Below are 20268 nucleotides of genomic sequence, written 5' to 3'. Positions count from 1 at the left end.
CCTTTTATAACGCCCTAGGGCTTAGCTGTTTCAGCCTTAAAAACGATATTCATAATTACCAAATACCGAGCCATCGGTTTTATTATCTTCAATTTCAAACTTCGAATTAGACACTGTGCCACCGAAGGTCACCATGCCAGACAACATCGGCATACGGTAAGAGACTTCAAGCATCAATAGATCTTCTTTGGGTGGTTGTGGTGCCCACTCACCGCCTAGGTTTATACCGTCTTTATTTAACTGTGCGTAACGTAAAATAGAGGTCAAGCCATGACTGTCCTTAAACTGGCCGACTAACCCTAAAGCATACACTTTGGCATCGCTGTCATAGGTGCTGCCTAACGCCCTGCCATAATAACGCGAGCCACTTTGATAAGTGCTGTGTTCGTAAAAACAATTAAATACGTTTTGATCTGTGCCACACGCCACCATGGTGTCGGAATATTCAAAAAACAATTTGTATTGTTGACTGTCAAAAGCAAAGCGGGTATCTGCCCCCATCATCATGCCGCAGTCTACAATCTGCCAAGGTTTACCTTTCGAATCCTCACAGGTACGCTCAAGATATAATCCCACGGGCACATCATAAATTGTTTCGCTAAAACGCATGTCAAAGCCAGCCATTTGATTGCCATAGTTACTACAACCAAAGCCATTTTCTTCGCGACAATCACGTTGGCCAGTAATGGACTTCCAGGCACTCTCAAAATCACATTCTTGCCCTTCACCACAAAATTGTACCGTCCATGATAGCCCCATTTCTATCTGCTTTAACGGCTTGATAGAACTGCGCAAATTCCACAGCAAAGCATGTGGTGCATAACGTTCTTTTTCAAACATACTTACACCACCGGTTAAGGTCCAAGTTCCCAACCAAGATAGCCATGGTGTTTCAAATGCTTGAGCATTATTACGGCTAAACATTAACGATGGCATTGGACGAGCATTGTTTGACTTATGCAATGACGAATCAAATCCCGGTCCCCACCATTGACTCAAAGTGCCTGCAGTTATGCTCCAATTTCCCAAGATCATTGACAAATATGAGTCATCTAAACGCACGTCTTTATCATCTGATGGATCATAATTTGCAGAAGCACTCACCTTATAAGCAAAACGTTCACCCATATATTCATGGCTACCGACTAACTCACCTTTTTCACGATAGTCAGAACCAAAATGTTGAAAACGAGCAGGATCGGTTGCCACTGTGGCTTTTAGCTTGGTATTGCCACGGTTATTCATGGCATTTTGATAATAAAAATTCACTCGCGCAAACGCATCAACAAGATCGGCAGACATGAGTGATGGTTCAGCTTTATTTAAATCAACACCAATGCCGGACCACATTAGTGGATACGTGTTAACTGGCACAGTGATCACGCCGGCATCTGCCAACGCTTGAATGTCGGCTCTTAAATAAATATCTGACGTATCCACCCAGGGAGCGGCTTGTGCTTGCTCACTTTGGGTAACAGCTAACATTGACAATGCAATGGCCAATAACGAGGGTTTAAATCCATTTAACATAACTTTATTTACCTTGTTGCTGCGCTTTTATTTGCGCAATTTTAACCGCAAGTGCTGTTGCCACCTGTGGATGTACAAATTGAGACACATCGCCCCCATGCAACGCCACCTCTTTGACAAGCGTTGAAGAAATAAAAGAATTTTCTTCCGCAGGGGTTAAAAAGACGCTTTCTAAATTGGGGCTTAGACGACGATTCATATTGGCTAGTTGAAATTCATACTCAAAGTCAGACACTGCTCTTAACCCACGCACTAACACACTCGCCTTTTGCTCCTTGGCAAAATCCACTAATAACCCCGTAAACCCCACCACTTCAACATTATCTAAATGCGCGGTGACCAAATTGACTTGTTCAACCCGCTCTTCAAGGGTGAATCGGGGTTGTTTAGAAGGATTAGATGCTATGCCAATAATGACATGTTTGAACAAACGAGCTGCGCGCTCAATTAAATCAGCATGTCCATTAGTGACAGGATCAAACGTTCCTGGGTAAATCGCTCTTCTGTGCATAGATCCTCAGCTATAAGGCAATAGAGGTGAAAGTAAATCGACAATAGCACCTGCCATTTTTAATATGCATAACATAGCATATTTTCAATAATGATTAACGTATAAGTTAACCGCCAAAACAGCTATCACCTACTGTGTCGCATCCCAGTATTTACACAACATTTAAGCTACCTTTTTGTGAAACTTATTCGTTTTTGAACACAAACAAGGTATCTGACAACAGCCTATTAACGCTAAACGGTGAAAAAATTGCCAAATTATTAAAATAAATTACTCTGCAAACAGTATCCAAAAACGAGCCAATTTCAAAATGAAAACAACCTTAATTATAACAACTTATAATTGGCCTGCTGCATTAAAAACCGTGTTACTAAGCATATTAACCCAACAGCACTTGCCCGATGAAATTATCATTGCCGATGATGGCTCTAATGAAGAAACCGCCATATTAATTGCCTTATTACGCCCTCAATTTACTATGCCAATCATTCATAGTTGGCAAGAAGATAATGGCTTTAGATTATCACGCAGCCGAAACAAGGCGATTGCCTTAGCCAGTCATGACTATATTATTTTAATTGATGGTGACATGGTACTGGATAAACACTTTATCGCAGATCATCTCGAGGTTGCTCAACCTGGTTATTTCGTCACAGGTAAAAGGATTAAGCTAGGTCACCCTCTTAGCGAGCAACTTTTACAAGCTGGTAAACCAGCATCAAAACCACTGTCATTTTTTAGCTTAGGCATAACGCGAGGCAGAGAACTCGCCATTCGATGTTTATGGTTACATAAAAAACTCAGCATGAAATCGCCTTATTCAGTCACAGGCATTCATGCGTGCAACATGGCTTTTTGGCGTCAAGATGCCATTGATATTAATGGCTTTAATGCCGAATTTGAAGGTTGGGGCCCAGAAGATCAAGAGTTTGCCCAACGTCTCATTAATTTAGGCCGACGACGTAAAACGGTGAAGTTTTATGCTGTAGCCTATCATTTAGCTCATCAAGAGAACTGCCGAAAAAACCTTAGTCGAAATGAAAAACTACTCAAACAAATTCAGATGAGTAAAAGTATTCACTGCGCATTAGGTCTCAATGAGTTCGCACAAAAATAAGTGGGTTTGAGGTTATTTAAGGGATCAGTTTTAGATATTGAGTAGCACTGTATTCAATCTCAATTTTTTTGAATATGTCTGTGTCACCAATAGGAGGGTAGCCACTCATGCCAGTTCCATTTTATCCGCTAAAGCAGCAGGCTCACGCCTAGGTACTAAAAACTACGCGAATGCTTGGGTGAGTATTTCATTAGGGCCAAATGGGCAATCGGTACTGACCACAGGTGTATTACAGATCAAACTTTCCATGATGACGTTTCCAAAGCCTTCATAATCTGAGCTTAATACTAATAAACGCGCATTTTTAATCCACGTAAATGGATTCTCTTGAAACCCAGGGCAAATGACTCTATCTGCTACGCCGTATTTTTTAGCTAACGCCAACGCTTTTCGAGGCTTATTACATAACAAAACTAAGGGTAATTTAGTTTGCATCTTAGCAAATGCACTTAACAGCACATCGTGCCGCTTTTGCTTTGCCACCCGACCAACATGAATAATGTAATCCCCTTTGGGGATATCAAGATTTGGTAACTCAGCACTATGACGAATAGCATCAATATCAAACGGATTGTATATGGTTTGAATAGATGCTGCTTGAATACGCTTTCGCTGAATAATATCGTCTTCAATGCCTTTTGATACAGTAATTAACTGCTGGTGATTTAATGCTTTTTTTGCCCGCCACATTGCCCAATATGCCAAAGGGCCGAGTTTCAACTCACGCTTAAGTTCTTCTTCAATGGCATTGTGAATCACACAATACAGCGGCTTAACCTGAGCTTTAGTGAATAATAAATTCGTTCGGTCTAGGTTTGAAAAAAACACATCAAACGACCCTAACAGGCTCGATAAACTGGTTACCCATTGTTTAACCTTTTTTACCGCAAGATGTTGTGTCAACAGACCATCAATATGACGTTGACCTTTATCAAAACAAAAGTGCACAGGAATATCTGCGGGTAAGACGTAATCACAATGAGGACTTAACACTAAAATATGTGGTTCATGCCCTAGGCGTTTGAATTCACGGGCAAGGGTGAGTACAATTTTTTCTGCGCCACCACCAGCCAAACTATCAATGGCCAGTGCAATTCTTTTAGACATTATTCACTGTCTCGCCTAATAAACGAGTGATCTCAGCCATGCAAATGTCTAACCCCTCAGCATCACCCTGCTTGAGCATTTCATCAATCAATTTCTGTCGGATATCGGCATCTACTAATAAGTTTGCTGTGTGAGTCATATCTTTGGGATTGATATCGCAACCCAGCACTAATTGATGCTGGACACACTGCTTAATTCGACTGGGTTGATCCTTTGATACCGCAACCGCAAGCGTGGGAATATGCAAAGCAATCGCCTGTAATAGCGTATCTCCACCACTGAGCACAGCGGCCTGGGCCTGACTCAGTAAACTGATGAAATCGATGCTCGTTAATGCAGGAATAGCAATCACGCCTTCGATTTCAGGTAACGCCTTAGGGTAGTTAGGCCCATAGACCATTAAACTTGGTATGCCGGTTAGCTTAAATACATTGGCAGCGGTTTGAGCAAAAATATCAGCGGCAAGCTCTGCCCCCACTTTATGACCTCCCGACCCAGAGCTATACACTAAATATTGTCCAGGCTTAATGCCATACAATGCTTGTAATTGCTGCAAGCGTTGTCGGTCTGGCTTGGCAAAAATAGAGCCGGTAAAAATGGGTAATGGTCGTTTGATAAGGTTGAGTTTAAATTTATCGAATGCGGTAATGTCACCAATAACAAATTCTGGTTGCACGACCCAGTGACTATGGGTCACTAAAGCTCGCTCAATTTTCATTCCGCGAGCACGCTTGCGTCTATGCTGGCTTACAAAAACCACTTTAGCACCGCATTTATATGCATGCTTTAATTGTGCTTTTCTTCCGGCTGCATCAAAAACAACTAAATCGGGCTTTAGACGAGTGACAAGTTGATTAACTTCTTTAATACGCTTTGTCGGTGTGTCATTGACTAAATGAGCAGGATAAGGGCAGGCGTTGGCATACGGCGCAAAGCTGTTTAGTACAAATTCGATATGGGCATCAGGCCAGCGCGCAACAATCGCATCAGCCACGATTTTAGAGCGCATGTATTCCCCAATTCCTTCTTCTGAAGAAACAGGCACAAACAAGATAACAGGCGCTTTTGGCATTAAGCTTTTCCCATTGCTACATAAAGTCGGCAATATTAATTTTCCATAATTGGCATAACTCGATACTCATCCATAAAGCGAGTATTAATGCACTTAGATAAACGGCGAACGAAGAGGCTATTTATACCATTTATATGCTTAAGATGAAATGCGATCGAACACTTGAATAACGCTATCTAGCGCGATCATCTGCATTAAATGTTCCCCTTTTGCTCGTTTCCCCCAAGGAGTGTCACCCTGCACTTGCGTGGCTATCGCTTGCGGATAAACATTTACCGTGTTTTCACGATAAAAATAAGGGCCGGTTCTGCCGGGATTGGAATGCGCATACAAGCCAATCACTGCAGTACTCTGAGTAACAGCCATATGCAAGGGGCCGGTATCTGGAGCCATGACAATTTTCGCGCGTTTTAATACCGCAAGTAACTGGGTTAAGGTAGTTTTACCAATGAGATTATCAATATCACATTGAGCATGTTCAATAATATTTGCCGCTAAATTGCGTTCTAGCTCACTCGGCCCGCCACACAGCATCACCCTGTACCCTTTTAGCACGGCATGATCCGCGACTGCCGCATAACGTTCAGGTAACCAATTACGCTCAGCTTTACTGGCTGCTGGACAGATAACTAACACATTTTCATTATCAGCAATCAATGATTGAGCATAATCTTGGTCAGCTTGTGGCACCGGAATATGCCAACGTGGGGCGATATCTTTCACGCCAATGCTTTTGGCGAATCCCATAAAACCATCTAAAACGTGCGGAGTGTCCTGAGGTGCAATAGCGTGATTTGTTACTAACCACTGACCTTCCTTGGCGCGCTTTTTATCAAAACCAATGCGTACTTTAGCCTTAATCATTAATGATGCTATTGTTGCCCTTAATGCCACCTGCATATGCAATAGCACATCAAACTGTTGTCCTGCCAATGTGTTACGCAAAGCCACATAACTTCGCCAACCTTTTGATTTATCAAAAATAACAAAATTGACCCCTGGCAGATGCTTTAACAACTGGTATTCAACTTTACCTATTACCCAGGTAATAGGTAACTGAGGGTATTCACGCTGAATAGCCTGAACCATCGCCACGGCATGGCAGACATCCCCAATGGCAGATAACCTTAAAAGGCACAATGATTTCATGTTCTTAGGGTCAAACGTCATGAGTATCCAACATTAGGTTAAGTCAGCAAGGTTGCCAGTGAATGCAAGTCTGTGATCTTAATGTATAATGTCTTTTTGATCTAGCAGGGTTATCAAGTATTCATGCAGGTAAAATCTATCTCCAATGGCGTCATCGCTTGGTGCCCTTCATCCGCAGAAACATTAACTGTCGATAGTTTTACGGTGGAATATTGGCAAAGTCAAAATGCCGTGGTGGGCCAATCAAAAGGACGTTATACCACTTGGTTTGTACAAACTGGTGCTGAGCATCAACACCAACAATGGGTTTTACGACATTATTGGCGTGGCGGACTGATGGAGAAGTTTAGCCGTGATGCTTACCTATACACAGGATTAAGCCGAACGCGCGCATACGCTGAGTTGGCATTATTAGCCCAGCTTTATCAGGAAGGATTTGCCGTACCTAATCCGATTGCTGCAAAAATTGAACGCTTTGGTTTATGGTATCGAGCCGATATTATTATTGAACGCGTTGACGGCGCCAAAGATCTAGTGGCTCATTTAGCACACCAAGCTATGGAGAGCCAGCTATGGAAGAAGTTAGGCGAGACTATCGCTAAATTTCACCTGAGAGGCGTATACCATGCGGATCTCAACGCGAAAAACATTTTAATTTCTGCTGAGCAATTTTATTTGATTGATTTTGACCGCGGTGAAATCAAATCGCCGCAGTCCAAGTGGCAACAGGCGAATTTACAAAGATTGCTGCGCTCATTTAATAAAGAACAAACAAAGCTATCCGCTTTACAATTCAATCGTCAAAATTGGCAGCAATTGCTAGATGGGTATCAAACACTCAACCCGATTGACCTGTAAATATGGCTATCCCTTTAACTGCTGCGCAATAAGTTGGAACTGCTTATCTAACGCGCCGCGGTTCTGTTCTACGACATTCGTCGCAGCTTGTGCCGCTTGTTGGTAAGCCTGCTTATCGGCAAAGTAATGCAGTAACGTGGTTGCTAGCGCATCTTGATTGGCAACCACTTTTAGCCCGCCCGCCTGTTCAAGCAATGCGGTAATTTCAGCAAAATCCCAGTGATTTGGGCCTACTGTTACCGTTAGCCCCATGGCTGCAGGTTCCAATGGATTATGGCCGCCGTTATCAATTAAAGTGCCACCCACAAACGCTTGATCTGCCGCACCATACAGCATCACGAGTTCGCCCATAGTATCGCCCAATAATACCTGGGTTTGCTCATTCACCTCGTCATTCATGCTGCGTCGCGCTAACTGCAATCCCGATTGAGTAACGGTTATAGCCGCCAAGTTAAACTGCTCAGGATGGCGCGGAGCCATAATCAATAATGCATTAGAGTATTGCGCTAAAATTTGTTTATGCACATTCAGCATTGCATCGAATTCGCCAGGGTGCACACTGCCCGCCACCCAGACAGGCGCATCTGTGCGCTGCCATTGTTGTCTTAGTGATGTCGCCTGCTGCTGTTTTAGTACATCAATGCTCAAATCAAACTTTACACTGCCACAAACCTGTATTTTATCAACTGCGATACCCAACGCGGCAAATCGGTCTGCCTCAGTTTGCGTTTGCACCGCAAGCGTCGTTAATCGTTTTAGCATAGGTTTAGTTAGCCATGCTTTATCTTGGTATTTTTGCGCTGATTTTGCCGAAAGACGTGCATTGGCCAGCACCAATTTCACCTGTTGTTTATCGGCAAAATACAATAAGTTTGGCCACAATTCGGTTTCCATGATGATAAGCATCTTAGGTTGAGTTTGACGTAAAAAACGTTTCACCGCGTAGGAAAAATCTAACGGTAAATAACAATGTTGTACGCTATCACCAAAGGCTTTAATCACCTCATTCGAACCTGTTGGACTGGTGGTGGTAATGGTAAATCGATAATCAGGATAAGCCACCATCAGCTTTTTAATTAAAGGCACTGCGGCTAAGGTTTCACCCATTGATACACAATGAAAGATAACATCGGTTTTAGCCCATTTGCACAATCCGAAGCGTTCATTCCAGCGGCTACGATAATCCTGGCTCTTGTAGGCGCGCACGGCAAAATACATCACAACCAATGGAAACAGCAGATATAGAAAAATGGAATACAGAATTCGAGACATTAATTGGCTACTTTTGAGATTTTCACTTGTCAGATAAACACAATGTTAACATAATCATAATTCATAGGGATATGGACGCTCGATTATCATGTCGCTGAACGCGTAAATGACTTTTGTTAAATTTGGAAACTGCATGAAAACCCGCGATAAAATTGTTTTTGCAAGCCTTGAGCTGTTTAATGAGCACGGCGAACGTGCCACCACAACCAATCATATTGCAGCCCACTTAGGTATCAGCCCGGGTAATTTGTATTATCACTTTCGCAATAAAGAAGACATCATCAATTCCATATTTAGCTTATATGAAAGTCATTTAGAATCTGGCTTTAAACCCTATGATGATGTGCCCATTACTGTCGACTTGCTGATCGGTTACTTCGATGCCATGTTTTATACTTTATGGCAGTTCCGCTTTATGTATGCCAATTTAGCCGATATTCTTAGCCGAGATGAAGCCCTTAAAAAACGCTACCTTCATGCCCAACAGCAAGTATTAAATCGTTCAAGTGATGTGTTACGTAAACTGAAAAAAGACGGTATTTTAGACGTTGAGGATGAACGCATAGTCGACTTAGCTGACACGATTAAAATGATGGTCAGTTTTTGGATCAGTTATCAACTCACTCAAACCAGCATTGGTACGGTTACCAAAGCCACTCTTTACGATGGGTTATTACGTGTAATGATGATTTTTAAAGCGTATTCAACACCTTCGTCAATTGCCACTTTTGATAGATTAGAGCAACACTATCGTGATATGGCAAGTCAAGAGCGCGCTGTTGCTGCATAAATAAATATCCCCCAACCTTTTTACGTTAACCCGCTACACTTGTATGCGGGTTGCTGGCGTTATTTTCACAATTATTTCATAATATTCATTAGATTTTCTAACTTGAAAGCCGCGATTGCCCTAATCTTGTTCATGTTGCATTTGTGACTATAAAAAACACTGTGGGACAACAAAAATACAGGTTAGAATGCCATCAACTCCAACTTCCAGTCCCCCGTGTAGACAGGTTTTACCGTACGGATTGGATTAGCATAATAACCAATATCTAGGAGAAAACAGGTGGCCTCAACCTCTTTCTACGACCGCATTAATCAACAAATCGTCGACGTCAAAGCAGACGGTTTATATAAAAGTGAACGTATTATTGCCTCTGCGCAACAAACGGCCATTGAAGTTAACCACGCTAAAGTTATCAACTTTTGCGCCAACAACTATCTTGGGTTAGCTAACCACCCAGAGTTAATCAAAGCCGCCCAAGCAGGCTTAAATAGCCATGGCTTTGGCATGGCCTCTGTGCGTTTTATCTGTGGCACTCAAGATATTCATAAGCAACTTGAAGCAAGTCTTAGCGAATTTTTAGGCATGGAAGATACGATTTTGTATTCTTCTTGTTTTGACGCCAACGCGGGGTTATTCGAAACCTTATTAGATGCTGAAGACGCTATCGTTTCTGACGCGCTAAACCATGCTTCTATTATTGATGGGGTGCGTTTATGTAAAGCTAAGCGCTTCCGTTATGCCAATAACGACATGGCCGATTTAGAAATTCAGTTACAAGCCGCTAAAGACGCGGGTGCACGCAATATTTTGATTGCCACAGATGGCGTATTCTCTATGGATGGTGTCATTGCCAATCTTAAGGGCGTATGTGATTTAGCCGATAAATACGGTGCGTTAGTGATGGTTGATGATTCACACGCAGTTGGTTTTATTGGCCAAAACGGCCGTGGTACCCACGAGTATTGCGACGTGATGGATAGAGTCGACATTATCACAGGCACATTAGGCAAAGCTTTAGGTGGCGCATCTGGTGGATTTACTGCTGCTAAAAAAGAAGTCGTTGAATGGTTACGTCAACGCTCACGCCCTTATTTATTTTCAAACTCATTAGCACCTTCAATTGTGAGCGCATCGATTCGTGTGCTTGAAATGCTTAAAACGGGCCAGGCGCTTCGTGAAGCTGTATGGGAAAACAGCCGATACTTCCGTGAAAAAATGACCGAAGCAGGGTTTACATTGGGTGGTGCTGATCACGCAATTATTCCTGTCATGCTTGGCGATGCGAAGCTTGCCAGTGATTTTGCCAACAAGTTATTAGCAGAAAACATTTACGTGATTGGTTTCTCATTCCCGGTAGTACCTAAAGGACAAGCTCGTATTCGTACGCAAATGTCAGCGGCACATACCCGTGAACAGCTCGATCATGCTATCGGTGCCTTTACCCGTATAGGTAAAGAAATGGGTATTATTTGATCTTAGATCAAGTAAACCTAAGTTCGGCAACAATAGGTTATTAAGATGAAAGCATTAAGTAAGTTAAAGCCTGAAGAAGGTATCTGGATGGTGGATGCACCAAAACCAGAAGTCGGTCACAACGATTTATTAATCAAAATTCGTAAAACAGCAATTTGTGGCACAGACGTGCATATCTACAACTGGGATGAATGGGCACAAAAAACCATCCCTGTTCCTATGATTGCCGGACATGAATATGTCGGTGAAGTCGTCGGTATGGGGCAAGAAGTGCGTGGTTTTAGCATTGGCGATCGCGTTTCTGGCGAAGGGCATATTACCTGCGGTTATTGCCGCAATTGTCGTGGCGGTCGCACCCATTTATGCCGTAACACTTCAGGCGTAGGCGTTAACCGTGATGGTGCATTCGCAGAATATCTAGTGCTGCCAGCATTCAATGCTTTTAAAATTCCAGCTGACATTCCTGATGAATTAGCCGCCATTTTTGACCCCTTCGGTAACGCAGTGCATACCGCATTATCATTTGATTTAGTGGGTGAAGATGTATTAATCACTGGCGCAGGTCCTATCGGCATTATGGCAGCAGCAGTATGTAAGCATGTGGGCGCTCGCCATGTAGTGATTACCGACGTTAACGAATACCGCTTAGATTTGGCTCGCAAAATGGGCGTGTCTCGCGCAGTCAACGTTGCCAAAGAAAATTTAAAAGATGTCATGAAAGAGTTAGGCATGACTGAAGGTTTTGATGTCGGATTAGAAATGTCAGGCGTGCCTTCTGCATTCCACGCTATGCTAGATACTATGAATCACGGCGGTAAAATTGCCATGTTAGGTATTCCTGGTGGAGATATGGCTATCGATTGGAGCAAAGTCATTTTCAAAGGGTTAATCATCAAAGGTATTTATGGCCGTGAGATGTTTGAAACCTGGTACAAAATGGCCAGCTTAATTCAGTCAGGATTAGACTTATCACCCATCATTACCCATCATTTTAATGTTGACGAGTTTCAACAAGGATTTGATGCCATGCGCTCAGGTCAATCGGGTAAAGTGATTTTAACTTGGGACTAAGCAATTCCTAAGCGAATAACCATACCAATAAGGGGTTGTATCAATACAACCCCTTATTACATAATCAGCTTAACGCTTTTACCTATTATCTCTTTCTTTAAGGTGCTACATGTCAACTTTCAAGCATTTATCCGTCAACGAACTTATCCATATGACCACAGACTCAAATGAGGTACAGATTGTTGACATCCGTGATGGCGCCTCTTTCAGCACCGCTCACATTCAAGGCTCAACCAATTTAACCAATGAAAATATCGCCCAGTTTATCGCCAGTGCCGATATGGACAAACCGTTAGTGGTTGTCTGTTACCACGGTGTCAGTAGTCAAGGTGCTGCAAACTATCTTATCGAACAGGGCTTTGATGATGTTTATAGTTTAGATGGCGGTTATTCTGCATGGAGTCTGGCTAACGCATGATAGAAATTGGCCAACTACCTAACGCTCGTGCTGCACAAGCTTTTGTGGATTACCTAACAGGATTAGGTATTGAGAGCTATATAGAGCCTCTTCCTCAAGGCGTGGCCATTATGTTAGTTGGGCCACAACATGAAGCAACCGCCCGTAGTGAGTTTGCGCAATTTGTGTTGCACCCTCACGATGAAAAATATCTACAAGCCTCATGGGATAATGGCAACACACAGACAAAATTTGATTATGGCTCAGGTACCCTAGGGCTTGTTCAGCAATTTATTACCGGTGCTGGCCCATTAACGTTAATCACCTTTTTTATCTGTGTCCTTGTGTACGCCTTAATGAATCTAGGCATGGGAAATACCCTCTTTAGCGCGTTATCTTTTGCAGGGGCCGTACCAGATAGTGATGTAGCTGAAATTTGGCGAGTATTTACGCCTTCATTAATGCACTTTTCTGCTATGCATATTATTTTTAATTTACTCTGGTGGTGGTACTTAGGCGGAAAAATAGAGACTCGTTTGGGTTCGCGGCCATTACTGTTTTTACTTTTGATGGCCGGTACATTACCCAATATTCTACAATTTTTTATTACTGGCCCTAATTTTGGTGGTCTGTCTGGCGTTGTTTATGCCGTTGTGGGCTACACTTGGCTAATGGGCGTGCGCAACCCTAATTGTGGCATTGGTTTGCCACCATCTTATATGGGCTTTATGATGGTGTGGTTAGTCCTTGGATTTACTGATTTGCTCGGAATGCCAATTGCGAATGGTGCGCACGTTGGTGGTTTACTGGTAGGTTTAGCCCAGGCGCTGTTTGATAGCCGTAAACCATCTCAAGTCTAAAAAGGCCTTTGGGGAAAACCACCTTTCGGTGGTTTTCATTTTTAGTCTTACTAACCGGGTTAGTGTTAGGTTAATCAATCATCGCAATAACCTTATTAACCAGCTTTTCAATGCCTTCATTTGCCTCTGCAATATTATTTGCCAGCATATAAGCAGGTGTGGTGACCACTTTATTGACTTCATCAACCACAATATCGACAACACTGGCACTATGATGTTTGCCACCCATTTCATTGAATATATGACCTGTTTCGCTGTCCGTGCCTATTGTGCCTTTAGCATTTGGGTAAATAAGCGGCAACATCATTGGTGCGATACACATATAACCAACAGGTTTGTTTGCTAGCGCAAATTCGCGTAAAAAGGTTTCCACAATCGGCGAAATACTACAGTCACTGCCATTGGTAGCAAAGTTTGATAAATTTTTCGCGGCCCCAAATCCCCCAGGCACAATCAAAGCATCAAACTGGGTAATGTCCAAACTGATGGCATTTAACACTTCACCACGGGCAATTCTAGCGGACTCCACTAATACGTTCCGTTTTTCATCGTGAGCCACTTCGCCTGTCAAATGATTCACCACATGCATTTGCTCAATGTTAGGCGCGAAGCATTGATATTTAACCCCTGCACGCGCTAAAGCCAGTAAGGTTAAAACGGCTTCATGCACTTCAGTACCATCAAATACCCCACAACCACTCAGTAATACTGCGATGCTTTTCATAGTCAGTTTTTCCATTAAAAAATTGATTAGAGCATTTTATAACAAATACTCAACAAAACACTTGATCTGATTAAAAAACGTGCTAACTTAGCTCATTGAAAAAATTACATCGCCAAATTTTCAGATCATTTACCCCACTAAATGAATGTATCTGATAGCGATAAAAACTTCAAAAATATCTTGACTGAACGGCTTGCCGTTAAAGGGACTAACTCAGTTAAATAAAAAAGTCCACATAATATGAGTAATTTATCAAACTTATAACTTGCTCACAAAAATTAAAATAAAAATTAAAAATCAACAAGTTACGTTTTTCAATTTTAGCCGTATTTAAAACTATCCTGTTATTTGAATAAAATGACTCACAGACTTATCCACAGGCTGTGACTATTTGTCATGGCAATTTTTTAAAACCACTAAGCCTGCGATAAGTTACTCATAACCTTCAAACATTCTCGCACCATTTCATGCTATATTCACATCCAGTATATTCTTCTCAACCCAGCAGAAACGAACTCATATTATGCCTAAAGTTGCTCATAATCCGCTTATTTTGGTCGATGGATCATCTTATCTTTACCGCGCTTACTATGCGCCTCCCCACTTAACTAACTCAAAGGGCGAAGCAACAGGAGCCGTTTACGGCGTAGTGAATATGCTGCGCAGTTTGCTTTCTCGATATGAACCTACCCACATTGCTGTAGTGTTTGATGCCAAGGGCAAAACATTTCGTAATGATATGTACAGTGAATACAAAGCCCAACGCCCACCTATGCCTGACGATTTACGCAGCCAAATTGAACCATTGCACCGTATTATTCGGGCACTAGGCTTGCCATTGATCAGTATTGAAGGTGTTGAAGCGGACGATGTAATTGGCACAATCTCTCGTCAAGCCAGTAAAGAAGGTCGGGCAACGTTAATCAGTACCGGTGATAAAGACATGGCCCAGCTAGTAGACGAGCATGTCACGCTAATCAATACCATGACAGACACCATAATGGGTCCCGAAGAAGTAAAAACCAAATTTGGAGTCGGTCCAGAATTAATTATCGACTTCTTAGCCCTCATGGGCGATAAAGCCGATAACATTCCCGGTTTACCGGGCGTTGGCGAAAAAACCGCTTTGGCAATGCTAACGGGGGTAGGTAGCGTTGAGAAATTACTTGCCGATCCCCACTCCGTTGTCGACGTTGGTTTTAGAGGCTCAAAAACGATGCCAGCTAAAATTATCGACAATGCCGAGATGCTCAAGCTGTCTTACGAACTCGCCACAATCAAAACCGATGTTGAGCTTGAACAGGATTGGCATCAACTTGATATTAAACCGCAAAACCGTGATGAATTAATTAGCTGTTATGGTGAAATGGAATTCAAGCGTTGGTTAGCTGAAATCTTAGATAACACATCTCCAGCCAGCTCTGCGACTTCAAGCATCGTCGAAACAGATGAAGAACCGATCAAGAATGAAGTGATTGAGACAGACTATCAAACCATTTTGACCCATGAACAACTTGACCAATGGATTAGCGCATTATCTCAAGCAGAATTAATTGCAGTGGACACCGAAACCACCAGTTTAAATTATATGGATGCTGAGTTAGTTGGAATTTCATTTGCTATCGAAGCGGGTAAAGCTGCTTATTTGCCGTTAAGCCATGATTACGTTGGCGCACCACAACAACTTGATAAAGCAGAGGCGTTAGAAAAACTGCGCCCTATCCTTGAAGGCGCAAAACCGCAAAAAGTAGGCCAAAATCTTAAATATGATATCAGTATTCTTGCCAATGCCGGCATTAAGCTACAAGGGGTACGTTACGACACTATGCTTGAATCATATGTGTTTAACTCGGTAGCATCCCGCCATGATATGGACGGCTTAGCGCTTAAGTATTTAGGGCATAAAAATATCAGTTTTGAAGAAATCGCCGGTAAAGGTGCCAAACAAATTACCTTTAACCAAATAGCACTCGAAACCGCCGCACCATATGCCGCTGAAGATGCTGATATCACCCTCAGGTTACATCAGCACTTATGGCCTAGAGTGGAAAAGGAAATGCAACTAGCCAGTGTATTTAACGAGCTAGAGTTACCGTTAATTCAAGTGTTATCTGATATCGAGCGCCAAGGTGTTTATATCGACTCTATGTTGTTGAGCCAACAAAGTGATGAATTAGCTCAAAAGCTCGATAAGCTTGAACAAGACGCCTACGTGATTGCAGAAGAAAAGTTCAATCTTGCATCGCCAAAACAGTTACAAACGATATTTTTCGAAAAATTAAAATATCCCGTAAAAAAGAAAACCCCAAAAGGGGCGCCTTCTACAGCAGAAGATGTTTTAGTGGAATTGGCGCTAGATTACCCATTACCTAAAATCATTCTCCAGCACCGCAGTTTGGCAAAATTAAAAAGCACCTATACCGATAAACTGCCATTGATGGTGAACTCAACAACCGGACGTGTTCATACCAGCTATCATCAGGCCAATGCTGCAACGGGTCGTTTATCGTCAAGTGATCCTAACTTACAAAACATTCCTATCCGCACAGAAGAAGGACGTCGTATTCGTCAGGCCTTTATCGCCCCTGAAGGACGAAAAATACTCGCAGCCGATTACTCACAAATTGAGTTACGCATCATGGCACACCTTTCACAGGACAAAGGGCTATTAACCGCTTTTGCTGAAGGAAAGGATATTCACAGAGCAACGGCTGCAGAAGTATTTGGCGTCCACTTTGAAGAAGTGACCACCGAACAACGTCGACGCGCTAAAGCGGTAAACTTTGGTTTAATTTATGGCATGTCCGCGTTTGGCTTAGCCAAGCAGTTAGACATTCCACGGAATGAAGCTCAAACCTATATAGACACTTACTTTGCTCGCTACCCTGGCGTATTAAAATATATGGAAGACACCCGCGCAGATGCTGCCGAACAAGGCTATGTTTCTACGCTATATGGTCGCCGTTTATATTTACCCGAAATAAAAGATCGTAATGCAATGCGTCGTCAAGCCGCTGAGCGAGCCGCCATTAACGCTCCAATGCAAGGCACGGCTGCAGATATCATAAAAAAAGCAATGATTGCTGTAGCAAATTGGATTAAACAAGAGACTCAAGGTGAGATCACCATGATCATGCAAGTACACGATGAATTGGTCTTTGAGGTTGATGCTGATAAAGCTGACACTATGAAGCTAAAAATCTGTCAGCTCATGGCTGAGGCTGCAACAATAGATGTGCCATTACTGGCAGAAGCAGGTATTGGCGATAATTGGGATCAAGCGCATTAGGCCTTCAAACTTGTGATGGACAAGCCTTTATAGCTAATCCTAAAAGGCTTAATAGCACTATTGCTAAGTTTGAATTAAACGGCACTTGGCCAAAAAGATGAATAATCGAGATTAAAAGCGTTAATACTTAAGTCGTTATTCTGAATAATTGAGTTTTGCAATGTACCACTTAGCCAACACCAAGACCCGATTTAGATAAAAAGCAGCCTTATGGCTGCTTTTTCATGTCACAACTAAAGGAAACCATCAAGACCTGCACCAGCAGATAATGGCAACCAACAAGCACCAAGTTCTATAAAGCGCTGAAGTTTGTTTCCGCATTTTAACCACGCCATATAAAGCGGCGCTTACGCATTGCTTTTTGCCGTCTAACCAGACCTATCTGCTGAGTCAATCTAGCATCTGCAGCTATTTTCAACCATAACTGCCTTGGATTGACTTGCAATAGATCATTGATTGACAGGTAAATTCGTCTTGTTTTCAAAAAATGACAGGTTTGCTACAAAATTAGCCAATAAGTGGAATTCAACTTATTGAGACCATCTATTAACCCAAGTTGGGGTTAAGTAATCAATATGATTAATGAGTTATGGAAATTATTAACCAAAGTTCAGCTTATCTAGGGCAAGACACTGAACCGCGAAGAAGGGTTATTAATGACTGAGCATCGCTAGACTGACAATTTACGTGTGCTCACCATCACATAATTGTCGTTTTTTATGAAAAACAGTTTTTCATTTTAAGGCTAATGATGTATTATTCTTGTCGTAGGGTACAGAGGTTAAGATGTTCAATCTTTCAAACCTTTATTTCACTAGCGATAGTGACTAGCCAAATTCGGCGCCTCAGCAATATTAATTGCTGGGGCTTTTTTTTGGATTTTTTTCAAGTAATAAGTCAAAAAGTAAGTCATTTAGGAAAGGTTTAAAATATTTAGAGTAAATACTTTAAATAAGATTAATATCGCGCTATGATACCCGCATTGAGAGTCATTAAATTGAGTTGATGACGCTTGAGTCTTGTTGAATTTAGCTTCTCCCCAAAAGAGCTAAAGAATTTTATACCGATAATCTTATGGTTATCGGTTTTTTTTTGCTTATTTTATAGCGGTGCTATTTCAAACATTATCAGCTAACCAACAGGTAGTAAGATGTCGACGGTTTAGAATACTTCCGACTTATCATTCAGCATAAACACATAAATAAGAGACAATAAAAAAGCGTAATGCTCTACAGCATTACGCTTAAACGATTGATAAATTGTAAAATCTACATATTACTCTTGTTCACGCTGAGCTTGTTGCTCAAGCAGCCATTGTGGATTGCACCACTTATTTAAAATACTCAGCACTTTTGGCTTACCAGTCCCTTTCGTTGACGAAAATGGCTCAACTTGAACCCAATCGCCGAATTTAGCCAAATCTTTACGCACAGCATTGACCGTTTTCATCTTCACGTTTTGCGCAAGCTTGTCAGATTTAGTCAATAAAGCTAACACGGGAATTTCACTAAAAACTGCCCATTCAATCATTTGCATGTCTAAATCTTTAAGTGGATGACGAATATCCATCAATACCACCACACCACTTAAACAAGCACGTTTTTGCAAATACTCGCCTAATGCTTGCTGCCATTTATTTTTTAACGCTAATGGCACTTTGGCAAAACCATAACCAGGCAAATCAACAAGTCGACGGTCTGCATCTAAAGAAAAAACGTTGATAAGCTGTGTTCGACCAGGGGTTTTACTGGTTCTGGCTAAACTTTTTTGTTCGGTTAATGCGTTTAATGCACTGGATTTACCCGCATTAGAGCGACCCGCAAATGCAATTTCAACACCGACATCGCCAGGGAGATATTGATCTAAGTGTGCAATATCTGGTGCACTGATTAAAAACTTAGTTTGACGGAAGTCGATTTGAGATTCAGACACGGTTTACTCCAGAAAATGTTTACGTAACATCATATTTATGTTTCAAGTGCTGCCTTTTTCACGTTTTCGTGTAAAATATCAGCCAGATCACATTATAACCCCAAGCAAAGCTTCATATTGTGATTAAAAATGCCCCAAAATGATTAAAAAATCTCATTTGTGGCCAAATTGTAGCTTGGAAAACTATTTTACCACGCTTGCGGGTCATCCTAGTAAGCTCAGGACAATAAATTAACAAGAAGTTGGAACGCCATGAAAAAGTTAGCTCTTGCGCTGTCTGTAGTAGCCGCTATGTCATCACCTGCTATGGCTGAAGGTAATGCTGAAGCAGGCAAAACTAAAGCACTCGTATGTTCTGCCTGTCACGGTGTTGACGGCAACAGTATGATTGATATGTACCCGAAATTAGCAGGTCAACACCCATCATACTTAGAGAAGCAATTAAAAGAATTCCGCTCAGCGATGCAAACGGGTGGAAAAGAAGGCCGTATGGACCCAATCATGGGTAGTATGGCTATCGGCTTAAGCGATCAAGATATTGCTGATCTCGCTGCATTTTACTCATCTCAAGCCTTAGTTGTTGCTGATGTAGCCGATGTTCCAGCTGCTGGCGAATCACTGTATAAAGGCGGTGATATGGCACGTGGTATTACATCATGTATTGCTTGTCACGGTCCAGATGCGAAAGGTATGGAAGCAGCAGGCTTCCCAGCATTAGGTGGTCAGCACGCAAATTATATCAAAATCCAGCTGACTAAGTTCCGCGATACAAATCGTAACAACGATTTAAATGGCATGATGCAAGATGTGGCTAAGAAATTATCTGATGCTGATATCGAAGCATTATCTAAATATATTTCAAGCATTAAGTAATTTTATACTATTTAAATGCGGGTAAAATAATGGGCATGATTAGCCCATTATTTTTAGCATCAAGTTGACGTTTACGTAAACTTTAACCAGCAATACTTGACACCCCTTACACTTTTAGGGTTAAATACCCCCCGTACCGAGATGAACCCAACTGTTTATTGCTAAAAATAATAATGTGAAAACAGATTTCGGACATTGTCATTTAAGATATAAGAATAAAGTTAATCCATAATAATAATACGC

At 41.9% G+C, this 20268-nt stretch carries 17 protein-coding genes; 9 read left to right on the top strand and 8 right to left on the bottom strand.

Features of this window, described 5'->3' with window-relative positions:
- Positions 1–36: 36 nt before the first annotated feature.
- Complete coding sequence (locus ORI98_RS07635) at positions 37–1530, bottom strand: capsule assembly Wzi family protein (protein ID WP_306134824.1); 1494 nt, start codon at positions 1528–1530, stop codon at positions 37–39.
- A gap of 4 nt (positions 1531–1534) precedes the next feature.
- The gene (coaD, locus tag ORI98_RS07630) at positions 1535–2041 is read right to left on the bottom strand and encodes a pantetheine-phosphate adenylyltransferase (protein WP_306134823.1); all 507 of its coding nucleotides are present in this window, start codon (positions 2039–2041) and stop codon (positions 1535–1537) included.
- Between the two features lie 310 nt (positions 2042–2351).
- On the opposite strand from coaD, the gene ORI98_RS07625 reads away from it, so the two are divergent.
- Positions 2352–3158 (top strand): glycosyltransferase family 2 protein, encoded by an 807-nt coding sequence (locus ORI98_RS07625; protein WP_306134822.1) that lies wholly within the window; start codon positions 2352–2354, stop codon positions 3156–3158.
- Positions 3159–3320: 162 nt separating this feature from the next.
- Here the strand turns inward: ORI98_RS07625 and ORI98_RS07620 are convergent, their stop codons facing one another.
- From ORI98_RS07620 to ORI98_RS07610, 3 genes are all read right to left on the bottom strand, one after another.
- Positions 3321–4265, bottom strand: coding sequence for a glycosyltransferase (locus ORI98_RS07620; protein ID WP_306134821.1), 945 nt, complete (start codon positions 4263–4265; stop codon positions 3321–3323).
- Complete coding sequence (locus ORI98_RS07615; protein WP_306134820.1) at positions 4258–5337, bottom strand: glycosyltransferase family 9 protein; 1080 nt, start codon at positions 5335–5337, stop codon at positions 4258–4260. The genes ORI98_RS07620 and ORI98_RS07615 overlap by 8 nt, the downstream gene beginning before the upstream one ends.
- A gap of 138 nt (positions 5338–5475) precedes the next feature.
- The gene (locus ORI98_RS07610; protein ID WP_261298339.1) at positions 5476–6507 is read right to left on the bottom strand and encodes a glycosyltransferase family 9 protein; all 1032 of its coding nucleotides are present in this window, start codon (positions 6505–6507) and stop codon (positions 5476–5478) included.
- A 102-nt stretch (positions 6508–6609) separates the two neighbouring features.
- On the opposite strand from ORI98_RS07610, the gene ORI98_RS07605 reads away from it, so the two are divergent.
- Positions 6610–7344 carry a 3-deoxy-D-manno-octulosonic acid kinase gene (locus tag ORI98_RS07605; protein ID WP_306134819.1) on the top strand — a complete coding sequence of 245 codons (735 nt, stop codon included), beginning with the start codon at positions 6610–6612 and terminating at the stop codon, positions 7342–7344.
- A gap of 6 nt (positions 7345–7350) precedes the next feature.
- Here the strand turns inward: ORI98_RS07605 and waaA are convergent, their stop codons facing one another.
- Positions 7351–8616 carry a lipid IV(A) 3-deoxy-D-manno-octulosonic acid transferase gene (gene waaA, locus ORI98_RS07600; RefSeq protein WP_306134818.1) on the bottom strand — a complete coding sequence of 422 codons (1266 nt, stop codon included), beginning with the start codon at positions 8614–8616 and terminating at the stop codon, positions 7351–7353.
- Positions 8617–8749: 133 nt separating this feature from the next.
- Between waaA and ORI98_RS07595 the strand changes: the two genes are divergently transcribed.
- The 5 genes from ORI98_RS07595 to glpG all read left to right on the top strand — a co-directional run bounded on the left by ORI98_RS07595 (position 8750) and on the right by glpG (position 13207).
- Positions 8750–9406, top strand: a complete 657-nt coding sequence (locus tag ORI98_RS07595) for a TetR/AcrR family transcriptional regulator (protein WP_261298342.1) — start codon at positions 8750–8752, stop codon at positions 9404–9406.
- Positions 9407–9685: 279 nt separating this feature from the next.
- Positions 9686–10879 carry a glycine C-acetyltransferase gene (locus ORI98_RS07590; protein ID WP_306134817.1) on the top strand — a complete coding sequence of 398 codons (1194 nt, stop codon included), beginning with the start codon at positions 9686–9688 and terminating at the stop codon, positions 10877–10879.
- 45 nt (positions 10880–10924) lie between these two features.
- The gene (tdh, locus tag ORI98_RS07585) at positions 10925–11950 is read left to right on the top strand and encodes an L-threonine 3-dehydrogenase (RefSeq protein WP_261298344.1); all 1026 of its coding nucleotides are present in this window, start codon (positions 10925–10927) and stop codon (positions 11948–11950) included.
- A 109-nt stretch (positions 11951–12059) separates the two neighbouring features.
- Entirely contained in the window at positions 12060–12368 is a 309-nt protein-coding gene (gene glpE / locus ORI98_RS07580) for a thiosulfate sulfurtransferase GlpE (RefSeq protein ID WP_261298345.1), read from the top strand.
- Positions 12365–13207 carry a rhomboid family intramembrane serine protease GlpG gene (gene glpG / locus ORI98_RS07575; protein ID WP_306134816.1) on the top strand — a complete coding sequence of 281 codons (843 nt, stop codon included), beginning with the start codon at positions 12365–12367 and terminating at the stop codon, positions 13205–13207. Before glpE ends, glpG begins: the two co-directional genes overlap by 4 nt.
- A 70-nt stretch (positions 13208–13277) precedes the next feature.
- Here the strand turns inward: glpG and elbB are convergent, their stop codons facing one another.
- The gene (elbB, locus tag ORI98_RS07570) at positions 13278–13931 is read right to left on the bottom strand and encodes an isoprenoid biosynthesis glyoxalase ElbB (protein ID WP_306134815.1); all 654 of its coding nucleotides are present in this window, start codon (positions 13929–13931) and stop codon (positions 13278–13280) included.
- A gap of 523 nt (positions 13932–14454) precedes the next feature.
- On the opposite strand from elbB, the gene polA reads away from it, so the two are divergent.
- A complete protein-coding gene (polA, locus tag ORI98_RS07565; RefSeq protein WP_261298348.1) occupies positions 14455–17220 on the top strand; it encodes a DNA polymerase I in 2766 nt (921 codons plus the stop codon).
- A 1275-nt stretch (positions 17221–18495) separates the two neighbouring features.
- Here polA and yihA read toward each other — a convergent pair.
- A complete protein-coding gene (gene yihA, locus ORI98_RS07560; RefSeq protein WP_261298349.1) occupies positions 18496–19152 on the bottom strand; it encodes a ribosome biogenesis GTP-binding protein YihA/YsxC in 657 nt (218 codons plus the stop codon).
- Between the two features lie 252 nt (positions 19153–19404).
- On the opposite strand from yihA, the gene ORI98_RS07555 reads away from it, so the two are divergent.
- A complete protein-coding gene (locus ORI98_RS07555; protein ID WP_261298350.1) occupies positions 19405–20025 on the top strand; it encodes a cytochrome c in 621 nt (206 codons plus the stop codon).
- The last annotated feature ends 243 nt before the right edge of the window (positions 20026–20268 follow it).

The organism is Shewanella sp. ULN5 (assembly GCF_030731885.1).
In the GTDB taxonomy this organism is placed as follows: Bacteria; Pseudomonadota; Gammaproteobacteria; order Enterobacterales; family Shewanellaceae; genus Shewanella; species Shewanella holmiensis.
Note: the sequence above shows the minus strand (reverse complement) of the source record. Positions and strands in the feature narration are given on the sequence as shown.

What these genes read in the sequence shown, in the direction of transcription:
- glpE (WP_261298345.1), top strand. Translation starts at nt 12,060, where the DNA reads ATGTCAACTTTCAAGCATTTATCCGTCAACGAACTTATCCATATGACC.
- ORI98_RS07555 (WP_261298350.1), top strand. Translation starts at nt 19,405, where the DNA reads ATGAAAAAGTTAGCTCTTGCGCTGTCTGTAGTAGCCGCTATGTCATCA.
- ORI98_RS07620 (WP_306134821.1), bottom strand. Translation starts at nt 4,265, where the DNA reads ATGTCTAAAAGAATTGCACTGGCCATTGATAGTTTGGCTGGTGGTGGC.
- ORI98_RS07595 (WP_261298342.1), top strand. Translation starts at nt 8,750, where the DNA reads ATGAAAACCCGCGATAAAATTGTTTTTGCAAGCCTTGAGCTGTTTAAT.
- polA (WP_261298348.1), top strand. Translation starts at nt 14,455, where the DNA reads ATGCCTAAAGTTGCTCATAATCCGCTTATTTTGGTCGATGGATCATCT.
- coaD (WP_306134823.1), bottom strand. Translation starts at nt 2,041, where the DNA reads ATGCACAGAAGAGCGATTTACCCAGGAACGTTTGATCCTGTCACTAAT.
- elbB (WP_306134815.1), bottom strand. Translation starts at nt 13,931, where the DNA reads ATGAAAAGCATCGCAGTATTACTGAGTGGTTGTGGGGTATTTGATGGT.
- ORI98_RS07610 (WP_261298339.1), bottom strand. Translation starts at nt 6,507, where the DNA reads ATGACGTTTGACCCTAAGAACATGAAATCATTGTGCCTTTTAAGGTTA.
- ORI98_RS07615 (WP_306134820.1), bottom strand. Translation starts at nt 5,337, where the DNA reads ATGCCAAAAGCGCCTGTTATCTTGTTTGTGCCTGTTTCTTCAGAAGAA.
- waaA (WP_306134818.1), bottom strand. Translation starts at nt 8,616, where the DNA reads ATGTCTCGAATTCTGTATTCCATTTTTCTATATCTGCTGTTTCCATTG.
- glpG (WP_306134816.1), top strand. Translation starts at nt 12,365, where the DNA reads ATGATAGAAATTGGCCAACTACCTAACGCTCGTGCTGCACAAGCTTTT.
- tdh (WP_261298344.1), top strand. Translation starts at nt 10,925, where the DNA reads ATGAAAGCATTAAGTAAGTTAAAGCCTGAAGAAGGTATCTGGATGGTG.
- ORI98_RS07635 (WP_306134824.1), bottom strand. Translation starts at nt 1,530, where the DNA reads ATGTTAAATGGATTTAAACCCTCGTTATTGGCCATTGCATTGTCAATG.
- ORI98_RS07605 (WP_306134819.1), top strand. Translation starts at nt 6,610, where the DNA reads ATGCAGGTAAAATCTATCTCCAATGGCGTCATCGCTTGGTGCCCTTCA.
- ORI98_RS07625 (WP_306134822.1), top strand. Translation starts at nt 2,352, where the DNA reads ATGAAAACAACCTTAATTATAACAACTTATAATTGGCCTGCTGCATTA.